The 12,653-nt window shown below is 50.7% G+C and carries 14 protein-coding genes and 1 pseudogene; 7 read left to right on the plus strand and 8 right to left on the minus strand.

Annotated features, from left to right (window positions below):
• Positions 1-225 precede the first annotated feature (225 nt).
• The gene (locus V6N04_RS16555) at positions 226-2,484 is read left to right on the plus strand and encodes an ATP-dependent nuclease (RefSeq protein WP_371171306.1); all 2,259 of its coding nucleotides are present in this window, start codon (positions 226-228) and stop codon (positions 2,482-2,484) included.
• Positions 2,484-4,391 carry a UvrD-helicase domain-containing protein gene (locus V6N04_RS16560; RefSeq protein ID WP_371171307.1) on the plus strand — a complete coding sequence of 636 codons (1,908 nt, stop codon included), beginning with the start codon at positions 2,484-2,486 and terminating at the stop codon, positions 4,389-4,391. The genes V6N04_RS16555 and V6N04_RS16560 overlap by 1 nt, the downstream gene beginning before the upstream one ends.
• Positions 4,392-4,727: 336 nt before the next feature.
• On the opposite strand, the gene V6N04_RS16565 is transcribed toward V6N04_RS16560, so the two are convergent.
• Positions 4,728-5,015: a hypothetical protein gene (locus tag V6N04_RS16565; RefSeq protein ID WP_371171308.1), complete on the minus strand. Its 288-nt coding sequence runs from the start codon at positions 5,013-5,015 to the stop codon at positions 4,728-4,730.
• A gap of 72 nt (positions 5,016-5,087) precedes the next feature.
• Here V6N04_RS16565 and V6N04_RS16570 point away from each other — a divergent pair, with 72 nt between their 5' ends.
• Both V6N04_RS16570 and tnpB read left to right on the plus strand, forming a co-directional pair.
• Positions 5,088-5,492, plus strand: a complete 405-nt coding sequence (locus tag V6N04_RS16570) for a transposase (RefSeq protein ID WP_371171309.1) — start codon at positions 5,088-5,090, stop codon at positions 5,490-5,492.
• A complete protein-coding gene (gene tnpB, locus V6N04_RS16575; protein WP_371171310.1) occupies positions 5,489-5,839 on the plus strand; it encodes an IS66 family insertion sequence element accessory protein TnpB in 351 nt (116 codons plus the stop codon). Before V6N04_RS16570 ends, tnpB begins: the two co-directional genes overlap by 4 nt.
• A 333-nt stretch (positions 5,840-6,172) precedes the next feature.
• On the opposite strand, the pseudogene V6N04_RS16580 reads toward tnpB, so the two are convergent.
• The 6 genes and pseudogenes from V6N04_RS16580 to V6N04_RS16605 all read right to left on the minus strand — a co-directional run.
• Positions 6,173-6,319 (minus strand): annotated as a pseudogene (locus V6N04_RS16580) (transposase); the annotation flags it as partial.
• 110 nt (positions 6,320-6,429) lie between these two features.
• Complete coding sequence (locus V6N04_RS16585; RefSeq protein WP_371171311.1) at positions 6,430-6,843, minus strand: NUDIX hydrolase; 414 nt, start codon at positions 6,841-6,843, stop codon at positions 6,430-6,432.
• An 81-nt stretch (positions 6,844-6,924) separates the two neighbouring features.
• Positions 6,925-7,416, minus strand: coding sequence for a GNAT family N-acetyltransferase (locus V6N04_RS16590; protein ID WP_371171340.1), 492 nt, complete (start codon positions 7,414-7,416; stop codon positions 6,925-6,927).
• A 165-nt stretch (positions 7,417-7,581) separates the two neighbouring features.
• Entirely contained in the window at positions 7,582-8,457 is an 876-nt protein-coding gene (locus tag V6N04_RS16595) for a DMT family transporter (RefSeq protein WP_371171312.1), read from the minus strand.
• Positions 8,454-9,095 carry a hypothetical protein gene (locus V6N04_RS16600; protein ID WP_371171313.1) on the minus strand — a complete coding sequence of 214 codons (642 nt, stop codon included), beginning with the start codon at positions 9,093-9,095 and terminating at the stop codon, positions 8,454-8,456. The genes V6N04_RS16595 and V6N04_RS16600 overlap by 4 nt, the downstream gene beginning before the upstream one ends.
• An 84-nt stretch (positions 9,096-9,179) precedes the next feature.
• On the minus strand, positions 9,180-10,226 hold the full coding sequence (locus V6N04_RS16605; RefSeq protein WP_371171315.1) for a hypothetical protein: 1,047 nt from the start codon (positions 10,224-10,226) through the stop codon (positions 9,180-9,182).
• A 90-nt stretch (positions 10,227-10,316) separates the two neighbouring features.
• Between V6N04_RS16605 and V6N04_RS16610 the strand changes: the two genes are divergently transcribed.
• Together V6N04_RS16610 and V6N04_RS16615 are read left to right on the plus strand one after the other, a co-directional pair.
• Positions 10,317-10,649 (plus strand): winged helix-turn-helix transcriptional regulator, encoded by a 333-nt coding sequence (locus tag V6N04_RS16610; protein WP_371171316.1) that lies wholly within the window; start codon positions 10,317-10,319, stop codon positions 10,647-10,649.
• 72 nt (positions 10,650-10,721) lie between these two features.
• A complete protein-coding gene (locus V6N04_RS16615) occupies positions 10,722-11,147 on the plus strand; it encodes a GFA family protein (RefSeq protein WP_476774978.1) in 426 nt (141 codons plus the stop codon).
• An 18-nt stretch (positions 11,148-11,165) separates the two neighbouring features.
• On the opposite strand, the gene V6N04_RS16620 is transcribed toward V6N04_RS16615, so the two are convergent.
• Positions 11,166-11,798 (minus strand): LysE family translocator, encoded by a 633-nt coding sequence (locus V6N04_RS16620; protein WP_371171317.1) that lies wholly within the window; start codon positions 11,796-11,798, stop codon positions 11,166-11,168.
• A 309-nt stretch (positions 11,799-12,107) separates the two neighbouring features.
• On the opposite strand from V6N04_RS16620, the gene V6N04_RS16625 reads away from it, so the two are divergent.
• The gene (locus V6N04_RS16625) at positions 12,108-12,653 is read left to right on the plus strand and encodes a TetR/AcrR family transcriptional regulator (RefSeq protein ID WP_371171318.1); all 546 of its coding nucleotides are present in this window, start codon (positions 12,108-12,110) and stop codon (positions 12,651-12,653) included.

Genomic DNA, 12,653 nt, shown 5'->3' on the forward strand with positions numbered 1-12,653 from the left:
CTTCAAGACGCCAGTTTCTGCGCCAGCAATACGTTGTTTTTCCACAGAATGGGCGGGTTGCGGCCATTCGCTGCAATTGCAGTGTGGGTCTCCAATTTTCGCAAAGCCGACCTTCAAGGATCTGTCATCTCAGTGCATTCGCTGGCACACATACAACCAGAACGGTCTATCGTTTTTTGTCGGCTGGTCTATGGTGAGTTCATTGACTCAACCAAGGTATAACATATGAAAATTTCAAAGGTTGAAATTAGAAATTTTAGGTTACTCAAAGATGTACGCCTCGATCTGGAGGATGATCTTTCATTAGTTATTGGCAAGAACAACTGTGGCAAGACATCTCTTCTTTTGCTGCTCGAAAGGTTTCTTGGAAGAGGCGCGTCGTCTTTTGCCTTCGAAGACTTGAACTTAGATGTTGGGCGGGCGCTCGCAACGTGGATCACATCCGATGGTGCGGAGCAGAACCGACCCGAGGATGTCAAAATCCAGATGCTCTTGTTTATTACGTATGACAAAAGCGACGATCTTTCCGCAGTCGGAGATACGATCCTGATGGACTTGGATCCAAACAATTCTACCATTGTGTTATCGTTCGAGTATGGAGTTGATGCCGCTGCTCTTGACCGAATTCAGGAGGACTTCATCAATGAAAATAAGCGCAGACACGAGGTAAAAATAGACTCCGTATCCGCCATCGATTTCCTAAGTCAAGAACATGATAAGTATTTCAAAACGCGCAGAAAAAGCGTCCTGTTTGATTTGGAGCACCGCCGTCCAGATTTTGAGCACTACACCGACTTAGATAAAGAGAAGATCAAGCTTGACCGTATTATAAGATTTAGCGCTATCGGTGCACGTCGTGACGTCTCAAATAAGGAATCTGACAATACGCTGTCTGCCCAATCTGCTGGGGAATATGATCGAATAGTCGCTACCAATGGAGAGTTGGAAGAAGTCGAAAGATTTAAAGATAGTCTCGTAAAGGCAGACAGAGATTTGGACGGAGTTTACAACAAGCTTTTCGGAGGTGTGCTAAATGATGTCGCTCAATTCGGTGGGGTACAGAAAGATGAAAGCCGAATTAAGATAGTTTCGGCCTTACGGAGCAGCCGTCTTCTCAAGGACAATACTATCGTCAAATATGCCAGCGGTCATGACGGCCACGATCTGCCGGAGAACCACAATGGTTTAGGTTACCTCAATCTAATCAGTATGATTTTTGAGCTGAGGGGGGTAATGCAAGATTTTTCCGGAACAGTGGAAGCGCCCCCGGCGAACATCAACCTTTTGTTTATTGAAGAACCGGAGGCGCATACGCACCCACAACTTCAGTATGTCTTCATCAAGAATATCAAAGAGTTATTGAATAGATCGTGCAATCCAGTCGGGCGACCTGCCTTTCAACTGCAAACTATTTTATCAACTCACTCCTCACATATCGTTTCGGAAAGCAGCTTTGATGACATCAAATACTTGCGACGCAATGAAGGAGAAGTTGAAGCACTAAACTTGAAGGATTTGGAGAACAGATACTCAGACAGGCCGGGTTGGTTTAAGTTTCTAAAGCAGTATCTGACTGTTCACCGTTCCGAGCTCTTTTTCGCGGACAAAGCAATTTTCATCGAGGGTGATACAGAGCGTATCCTGATGCCGGCGATGATTGTTAAAGCCGATCAAGATTGCCTAATCGAAGAACTGGAGTCGGGAACCGACCTCAGTTTGCCGCTCCGATCTCAAAACATTTCTATAGTCGAGGTAGGCAACTACTTCAGAACTTTTGAGAAGTTTGTCCAGTTTATTGGCCTGAAGTGCCTTGTGATTACTGATTTGGACGGTGGACGGAGAGTTCCGGTACTCGACGATGATGGGAACCCGAAGCAAAACGCAGATGGGACTGAAAAGCAAAGAAATGAAATCTGCGCAACTGATAACGCTACTTTGACAACTAACGAGACGTTGAAGCAGTTCTTCCGTGTTCCCGAAGGAACAAGCCCGATCTCATTCCAGAACTTGAAAGATATGCCATTTGGAAAGAAGGCTTTTCTTGCTGAAAACGGTAGTTGGATTGGGCATAAGGAAGGAACACTGCGCGTTGCGTTCCAAACTGAAGAGACCAATTCAAAGGGCACCAAATACCAAGCGCGTAGTTTTGAAGATGCCTTCCTGCATGTGAACTACGATCTACTCAGCGACGCCTGCACCATGGACGATGGGGCTGTCAAAAAAGATCATCCTTTTCCAAGTTTAACAAACAAGCATCTCAGAACATTCTTGGCCAATGGGAAAGCCTATGAAATGGCTGAAAACGGCATCGACAGCAAACCATCATTTGCGATCGAAGTCTTGCTAAACAGTCAGGAGAAACCAAAGACAGTAAAGCCGCATGAAGGCCTAGAGCTCGAAGAGCAAAACCACCTTCATCTGTTCGGAAATTGGAATACACCTGAGTACATCCAAGCTGGTCTGATCTGGCTGAGGCAAAGCTGATGCTGGAAAAAGAAGTAGTTGATATACTTGGGCTCATTGATAATGGTGAGAACTTCTTGTTAAGCGGGGGCGCAGGGAGCGGAAAGACCTACTCACTAGTTCAGGTCATTCAGGAATCTCTTCGCCAGCATCCATCGATCAAAATTGCGTGTATGACCTACACGAATGCAGCGGCTAAAGAAGTCTTAGAGCGGATTGATCATCAAAACCTTGATGTCGGCACGATACACGATTTCCTTTGGCGCATCGTTAGACCGTTTCAGCGAGAGCTGAAGAAGACTCTCGTGGAACTTCACAACGATACAGAAGATGATCGAATACGCTACACTGGGACCGACATAGCCCTAGAGGACTTACAAGAAGAGAAAGTTGAATATAAAGAATACGTTGCGGTGCGCTCAGGCATTGTTTCGCACGATGAGGTGATTAAGATATCCGAGGCTTTGTTCGCTAGTTATCCGAAACTTTCTCACATCGCACAAAGCATGTATCCACTCATCCTGGTAGATGAGTACCAAGATACGTCCCCTGATGTTGTAAGAATTCTACTCGATCACTTTCGATCGAGCGGTAAGTCTGCAGTTGTTGGTTTTTTTGGGGACTCCATGCAGTCCATATACGATAAAACGGTCGGCGATCTTAATGACTATCTTGAATGCGGAAGAGTTCGCGAGGTCGTCAAGCAACAAAACCGCCGCAACCCGCAATCTGTTATCGACATCGCAAACGCTGTTCGCAACGACGGACTAACCCAGCTGCCTTCCTCTGATGAAAGCGCGCCCAACATGACTGACGGTCAGGTGAAGATGGGAGTTGTTCGATTTATTTATTCGATGGATTCAGCCCTCGACACGGATGAAGTAAGAAACGGCCTCGGTTGGGATTTTTCTGACGCTCAGAACACCAAAGAGTTGAATCTGACACATAACCTGAATGCGCCCAGGGCAGGTTACCCGGCCCTGATGGACATTTATGACAAGGACAAAATCCTTGACTATAAGCAGCGGATTTCAAGGTATGTTAAGACGCAGGGCATTGAGACAGATTTCTCGGGTAAGACATTTGGTGAAGTAGTTGATTCCCTAGTTGGGTCGGTTGCAAACAAACAGCAGGTGCTACCGACAGCAGGAATGCAGCGTTTTATAGATGAGAACCCCGAATTACTCGCTTTAGCACGGGCTCAAGACTATGAGGTTTTTCGAAAGCTATTTGTTTCCAAAGAACAACTGATTGACGACAAAAAAGACAGTGAGAATGAGGAAGGGTCAACCCGATCGACACGAGATGATTTGATAAAGCACTTGTTCTCGATCCAGTCGATTTTGTTCTTGTATAGTCGCGGAGAGGTGTCTGAATTCCTTAAAAGAACAGACCTGAAAGTCCACAGTTTGGCCGACAAACAAAGACTTGCTGACGCGATTACCAAACTTCGAGGTATGTCTGACTCCAGCATTGGAGAGGTTTTGGAATTTTGCGATACTTCCGGACTGCGTCGCTTGGATGATCGGATTAAGGTGTTCAAGACAAGTAAACCGTATCTATATCACCGGCTGTCTGCGGTGCGATACAAAGAGTTTATGAATTTGTTTGAGTACCTCGAAGGGCGGACTCCGTTCTCAACACAACATAAAGTCAAAGGTAACGAGTTCGAAAGAGTTTTCGTGGCTTTAGATAACGGGAACTGGAACCTCTATAATTTCGAATACTTATTTTCCGAGAGCGGCACCGCCAGTGTCTTAGAACGAAGTCGGAAAATCTTTTACGTTTGCTGTACTCGCGCACGGGAAGAACTCGTAGTGTATTTCAACGGGCCTTCGGCGGTATCCATCGAAAAGGCCAAACTATGGTTTGGTGAAGATAACGTCACTTGTATTGATAAGACTGCGGAACAGGCTGAAGTCAGCTAGCAATAACCGAGTTGCTCCGTACTGCGGTCACTTGGCACATCCGAGTTTTCAAACTGGTACCAATGTCGGCTTTGTAGAAACTAACGCGCGGCTTATCCAAGGAAGGCGAATGTCGGCTCTGGGCCGGGATCACCTACCAGTAGGCGTCGGATAGTGTTGATGCCGCTCTTGCTCCGATGTCGGCTGTGAGCCCAAACCGGAAGTGCCCAAATCTGGCTACGCGCGCTTACAGCGCTGCCACCACTGCAACAGCGAGAAATATCATGCTGTATTGCAGCAGGGTGTGCGGGCGTTATTGCCCAACCATAACGACGAAGGCGATCTTCGATACAATCGTTAGAAGGTTCGCGGTCTAAAGCCCGCTGTGACAAATACGGCGAAACCAATGGCGCAGATCAATGCGAGATAGCCGAATGACAACTCATACCCCCAAAGTGCGGATATCGCCCAATAGCCGAACAGTAGGCCGATACGCATGACACCAACTCCAGCGTTCACTGTGGCAAAAAAGTTTCCAATCCTCCGATTACTGATCTGGCTCATGGCTGCTGTCTGCCATGTGATCCGGCTCAATCCGTTGCTGATACCCCAGATGACTGAGCTGATATAAAGTAAGCGTTGCATAGAGCCCCCTATTTGCCCCCTCACCAGCAGTTTTGCTCTGTGACATAGTGCCGAAAACGAAAGGCAGGAATTATGGGCAGGTTTCCTCAATCTTTTGACGTTTACGGCTTCACCATTGAGGTCCACGCCGGTGGGCGCAGAGTTTGGCCTCCCAGCTTCAAGCGGTTCATCAAAGAAAAGCTCGACCAAGGGAAGCTTACCGTGGGTGAAGTCATGCGAGAATGCAACGTTTCTCAATCTCTCGTCTACAAATGGCGGGCAGATGTGAAGCGCGCGCGTGTCAGGACCAAGACTGTTCACGAAAAACAATTCTTTTCAGAGGTTCTGATAGAAGAAGACGCGACAAATGAATGTTACGAGGATAAATTAGATAGTCTCATTCATCTCAGCGGCCGTGAAATCGAAATCTCACTACCAGCTGCGTATCCGGTGGAGGATTTGGTGAAAGTGATTTTGGCAATGGAGAACCGGGCGTGATCTCTCCAGCGGGCAATTTCAAACTTTATCTGGCATCGAAACCGGTCGATTTCCGGAAAGGCATGGATGGTCTTGCGGCGATCGTGATGAATGAGTTTGATCTCGATCCGTTTAGCGGTGCGATCTTCATCTTCCGTTCCAAGCGGGCAGACAGGCTGAAGCTGATCGTTTGGGATGGCACCGGGCTGGTACTGGTTTACAAGCGGATCGAGGGCAAAGGGTTTGAGTGGCCCCAGATGCGGGACGGCGTAATCTCCATCAGCAAAACACAGTTCGAAGCACTGTTCGAAGGGCTTGACTGGAAACGCGTCGCGTCACGGCGGACTAAACGACCCGCACGGGTTTGAGCTTATCGCGTAGAAAACGGACATTCAGTGTGGGTTGGGCGAACTGCTGCAACGCGGGACGGAGCCGCCTTTTGCTGACGCGGCTATTGCTTGCGCGGAAAACCATCGCACTTGCGGCGTGGCATTTGCGGCAGCGCAGCGGATTTCACCAAAGGAGCCGTTCACCTGAGCTGATCACAAAAAAGTTTGAGACCGTCCTTTCGCCGCGACTGGTTCAGACAATCGAGACGCAGGACGAAACAGACTTTGGGTTTTCAACCTTCGCTGACGCGGACGGAGCCGTCGTTAGTGATCTGAAGGCCAACGTCCGCTCAAAGTCCTTGTCAGACACCAATCCGTGTCGCGATGCGCCGTGACCCACTTGTTCAGCGTCGACAGGCCAACGCCCAAATCTGAGGCCACTTGCTTCCTGCTCAGCCCGCTCGTCAACGCAATCCGCACCGCATCGGCACGGAATTCGTCCGTCCGTTTCAATCCCATAGTTCGTCTCCTTTGCTGCAGTAAATGCTATCAAAGGGGCGCATCAAACCGCGACAGGTCCAAAACATCCTCGAACGAAGGTTTAGTCGTAATTGAGCAAGTTTCCATTTTCAGCCAGAAGCGATACTTGTGACCAGATCGACGTGTTTACTGCATTCCACTTTTCCATTGATGACATCTGAAACCACCCACCATCGGGCAGCGCTCACGTCGTCCTGAGCTATGGGTTTGCCCGAGAGGTAGTCACACTTGACTGCAGCCAGCAGGAAATGGAAGCGGATAAACCCCTCATGGTCCCGGTCAATCATTTCTACGTTCGTTAAGTGGCAGACTGGGCGCCCGAGAACACTGGTCTCTTCGCGCAACTCACGCACTGCAGCCTGCATTGTGGTTTCACCGAAATCAACATGCCCACCCGGAAACCCCCAGGAACCAGCCTCCGGTTGGTTCCGCCGTTTGACGAGAAGTACGCGACCGTCTCTGACTACGACAGCAAGTGCGGCGAGTTTTGGACGTCCTGTCATATGGCAGGCCTATTCAAAAATGCGACAGTGACAAAAACCCGGCTACGAGGACCATGATCGCGAAGAAGCGAGGTGATTCCGTCACCGAGTATCTAACCGGAATTTGAGAAACATTACACCATTGTACTCGATATCATCGATACGTCTTGCCCCGAGTCTCTCAAGAGCACTTAAATTCATGCGAGATGGCGGTAGAAGAAAGGTCACGAATGGGATGCGTTCGTCGGCGACGGCAAATTCGATTGCCATTCTTGAAATACGTGTGCCAAGACCAAATGCGTCTGGCCTCAAGACCAGACCAAAATCCCATTCGTGACCCTCCTTTTGAAAACCACCCCAACCGATGTATTTGCCATCAGATAGGATCGCCCAGTGTCCAAGACCGTCCTGTGCCCATCGCTCTTCCTTGGTTGCAATAAAATTGGCGACCGCTACTGCGTCCCACTCGAAAGTCATGAGCGGCATGTGCTCCGCAACCCGAGGGTCGGACATGTGGTCGACTATTTCGGCGGGCTCAATTTTGGATAGCCGTGTGAACGTAATTTTAGCCTTCAATTTAGCACCTATCGGCAAAGAACGAATGTACTGACTAGTCGAGCAATCACTTGTGATCAATCTAACCCAAATTACGTGCTTGCAATCTCATCAATTCATATCGGGTTTTTCGCGTTGATAGATTCCGAGGTGCCAGTTGCGATATCCGTGAATTTGAACATCAGGGGATCACTCAACGCTACATTAGCCATCCGTAGGCCGTCGATTGATCATTGCAGCCCCAACGATGATCAGGGCGAGGCCAAAGAAGGCCGTAGAGCTGAGAGTCTCGCCCAAGAACGCAAAGCCGAACAGAACTGAAAAGACCGGCATGAAGAATGTCAGGGTCGAGGTGCGGGCTGGACCGATCTCATACACCATGCGAAAAAACAGCAGGACAGGGGCGGCTGTGCTAATCAAACCAACAGCAATCAGCGCCGCCACTGCGCTAGTGGGTGGGGCAAGTGTCCAGTGCTTATCGATGCCTATGCTGAGTGCTGTCAGGGCCAAGGCCGCGGAAAATATTTGTCCTGAAGCCATAATCAGTGGCGCAATCTGCGACTGCGTGCGAGTGTAGATCGCCCCGGCCGCGTAGCTTGCGGCTGCCACCAAGGTCAACCCCGCTCCGGTGATCTGGTTTGTCAACCCTGCCAGTGCTGCCGGTCCCAGAACCACCACCACTCCAGCCACCCCGATCAGAGCACCAGCCAGACGAACGGCGGTGAGTCGCTCATTGGGCAGGAAAACATGTGCAAGGAAGACCGTAAACAACGGGATTGCAGCAAAAAGAATACCACCGAGGGCACTGTCGATAAGGGCTTGCCCGAACGAGATTCCGACATACGGAATGATCGCGGTTAAAACACCCACGATCACAAGTGGCCTCCATTCGGGCCCGATTGGTGGAAGGTGCGTACCCCGGGCATGAGCAAACGCAATGATCACGATCGCAGCGATCGTTGCCCGCCCGGCGGCGATGGTGAGCGGCGGGATGTCAGCTACGGCAATTTTGATGAACACAAATGACGACCCGAAAAGCGCCGCAGCCAGCAAGATCATACCCCAGTGCCTGACCGTCATCTGCTTACTTTATTCATGTAAAGGTTCAAAAGCGCAATGAGATGACCGGCGATCAGGAGAGGAACCGCGACAGTCGGAATCCATACCAGGGGAAAGGTTGTCATCGGGTCGATCTGTCCCATCTGCGCAGTTTGCATGCCAAACCCTGTAATTCCAGTCAGCAATGCAATGAATAGGTCGGCGAAGCCGAGCACATGGAACCAGATTGCCGTACGAACTGCGCCCTTCCACTGTACCCACAATGCGACAGCAACGAACGGCGCTGCCATGGCAATCACAAAATCGCCGAAACCAGCAGGAGCAGCAAAGCCAGCGGGCAAAATGTCGTAGGCCCAGAGCACCAGGAATGTGAAACCCACTGTCCGCCAGGCGTGCGGTAAGACCAGCATTGCGGGGTTGAGGTGGCGGGTCCAATCACGGACGGCGGGACGTAGCATGAATAGAATGGCGAAGAATACTGAAGGCAGGAATACAGTTACGAGGACCCGTGCGTGCGATCCGCTACGGATGTCTTCGTAGAAGTCAAACGCACCAGCGATTGAGGTCGCAATCACCCAGATCATGCAAAGAACGATCGCTAACATAACTCCTTTGTTTCCTATTTTGACGGCCTGAGGTGTTGTTTCGATGCGTTGCATTCTTCGTCCTTTCCTGATCGCCTAGATACTCCGGGGCTTCCGGGTCTCGTTGTAGTTGATTGACTTGTTTCAGCCCCATCCAGTTCAAGACGGATACCGTGCCGCGAGACATTCGGTTGCGGCAAAGGCCGCCCAAGCGGTGGTTTGAACCAGCGCCCTATCGCCATTGGTGAATTGGCGGAAAGCGGAGATTTGCGCGTCGCTGACCTGCCAAGGCGCTCGTGCGGTCAGAAGCGCTAGTCGAGCAGCGGGTCTGTGGACCTCGGCAAGACCACTCATTGCGTCTTCAACCCAAACCCTCGACAGCGGTGCCGCCTCGCCACGCCATGAAGCGAGATGATCACGCACGATCTTATGCACGGGTTCAGGCACTGCTTCCTGCCCAGCGTATCTTGCAGCTTGGGCGAAATGGGCGAACGCGCGTGCTACGGTTGGATTGGGTTTGGACCACGCAAAAGCGTTTGGGAGCTTAGCGTCACAGATCACCACCGCCTGACCCGGTGCGGCGATATGGGTTGCAATCCTCCGACCTATGATCTTCATCGCCGCTTGCGCTAGCCACTGACCCGATCGGGTGGCTGAGCCAGGGATTGGCACGGGGCTTTCATCGAGGAATACACTGACCATCTTGTTGAGGTAGTGATAAAGAGCAGCAGTGCCGAAGATTTGCGGTCTGTCAGCCCGGGCAATCGCGGTACGAATAGGCGTTTTATTTTGCAGCTTAAGTGATGCCCTGACCCAGTCGAGTGCGTCCCTGACGTTGGCTGGAAGTTCAGCGTTGTTTCGGCTCAACTGACCGCCACCTGCCGCCGAGAACATGCCCGAATGCACAGTGACGCAGTAGGGGCATGAGTTGGCCTCTGACACTGCAGCTGCAACCGCTTCGCGCACAGCTCGGCCTTTGGGGGCGACGATAAATACTTCGCGCGTGGCGTGCCAGAGTCCGGCGAGTAACTCCGGATCGGCACTGTGGATGGTGAGCGGAGGCGCTAGTTGAAACTCTTGTGAGGCTTGATGGTACACTGCACGCAATGTCGGATTGGTGGGCGCGAGGTTTGGTTTGTTCAGATAGCGGATGACCTTGGGCGCTACTCTCTGAAAAATCCGATCCTCGAACTTTTTCATGACCATGTCGAATCTCCAAGGTTGATACTGAATCAATAGTCACTATTCTTTTTATAGTCAATTCACATTCTGGATTTTCCTGCTATGATGTTTGCCATGATGAAAACAGTTAATCGAAGCAACTGCCCAATCCTCAGGGCAACCGATGAGATGGGTGACCAGTGGTCGATCTTGATCCTGCGAGAGTTCTTTCTGGAGGGGCCGCAGAAATTCGCTGACTTGCAGGAGCAGTTAGGGCTGTCGCCAAATACTCTGTCTGCGCGACTTAAAAACCTGGAGCAATCTGGCATACTGAACCGTCAGATGTATTCAACCCATCCGCCTCGGGCTGAATATGTTCTGACGGATAAAGGTCAAGCGTTGGAAAGCGTGCTTGATGCGGTCTTTGCTTGGGGCAAGTCGTATACTCCTGAGCGAGCATTGGGCTGAATTGGTGGCAATGCCCGGAGACCGCCTTTCACTTTATTTTCTTTCTTCGTACTATGATATGGGATCCGACAGTTGGCTAAGAATTACACTGGAAAATGCCTTTGCGGCGAAGTGACATATACTGCCGTAGGGCAGCCCGTCGTCGTCGCTCAATGTCATTGCGAAGAGTGTCGCCGGTTAAGTGGAACAGGTCATACCGTAGGTGCCATGTTCGCATCAGATGCAGTAACGGTGAGGGGAAATCTGAGTGAGTTCAGTTACTCATCTGACAAAGGCTCTGCGGTAACCAAGGCATTCTGCGCAAACTGTGGCAGCCCAATTTATGGGAAGAACACGCGAATACCAAATCATCTCACTTTGTCGCTTGGCACGATGGACAACGCCTGCGGGCTGGATGTTGAAGTTGTAATATTTGAGCGTGACAAGTCTCATTGGGATCGGCTTGGAGAAAATGTGGTTTCTTTCGCGACCCAACCAGATTGGAAGCCCGAAAGCTAGTGTCTGTGGACTTGGCGCTTATTGGCGAGACAGCGCGACGTTCAGTCCGAGCGCGATGAGAATACTCCCGCCAACCCTGCGGATAACCTTAGCGGCCGCGACCGAACGTTTGAGGCTTGCAGTGACCTTATCCGCCAATACCACCGCGATTACGTCAGCGCTTGAAAACATGACATTTACGACCGTGCCAAGAATGAACAGTTGCAACCAGATCGGAAAACTCGCCGCAGGATCGGTAAACTGCGGAAGAAATGCTACGTAGAAAATCGCAGTTTTTGGATTGAGAACTTCAACAGTCACGCTTTCCCAAAAGGCTCGCTTTGGCGATTTGGCGTCCATCTCAAGAACCGATGTGGTGATGTTTTCGGGTGAGAAAAACAATCTGGCACCAAGATAAAGCAAGTAGAACGCCCCAGTGAACTTGAGCACGGTGTAAAGAATAGGGACCGCTTCGAACAAGATTGCCAGCCCTAGTGACGCGGCTGCAACATGCGCATACCCACCGATATGGATACCAACCGCTGCCAACCAACCAGCTTTACGGCCTCGTGCCATCGTCTGCGCGGCCGTATAGAGCATCGCTGGTCCGGGCAAATAGGCAAAGACCGCTGTTGCAGTGGCAAAGGCTAATAGGAGTTCAAGAGATGGCATGGTTCTCTTCCTTTCCTGTGAACACTAACCCACAACTTCGCACGACAAAACAAGAATGCGGCGGCAGCTGAATACAAACCCTGACCTGCTCCCCTGAAAAGTCCGGTGTTAATTGTTAGCCTGTTCTCCCAGAAGGAGACAGACGATGAAGAGAAGCCGTTTCAGCGAAGAACAGATTATTGGGATATTGAAGGAGCATCAGGCTGGGCTTAGCGCAGGCATGAATGCAAATGGCAGGCGATCGAAGGAATGCTAACAAAACATACACTACTGTCTGGACACAACAAGACACTTATGTATGGTAAAGGGATGACAGAAAGACTGACTAAGGATGCTTGGATCGCCCACGGCTTTGACGTACTGCGCGGACCAGGTCACGAAATGCTGAAAGCCGACACGATGTGCAAATCGCTCGACGTGTCGCGCGGTAGTTTCTATTGGCACTTTTCGAGCCTCAAGCACTTCCAAAGCGCCCTTCTGAATGCCTGGCGCACGCAAAACACCGAAGACGTCATCGCCGAATTGCAGGCTATGTCCAACACCGACGAACAACTGGCCGCGCTACTACAAAAAACAATTGATACACCACAACCGTTGGAACGCGGCATGCGCCGTTGGGGTGGCGCGAATAAAGATGTAGCCAGAGCCTTGGCTGAGGTGGACCGGATCCGCGCAGATTATCTGACTGCGCTGTTGTTGGAACATGGTCTGTCGAAATCGGCGGCAAGTGATCGAAGTGTTCTTCTCACTTGGGCCTTTGTTGGACGCGCCTTTGCGACGGGTCTTTTGGATGATCTGTCCGATGGATTCGCCGTTGATATCGCGACTTTGCTTGAAACCGCAAACCCGGACTGA

It is taken from the genome of Aliiroseovarius conchicola (genome assembly GCF_041403445.1).
Classification (GTDB): Bacteria; Pseudomonadota; Alphaproteobacteria; order Rhodobacterales; family Rhodobacteraceae; genus Aliiroseovarius; species Aliiroseovarius conchicola.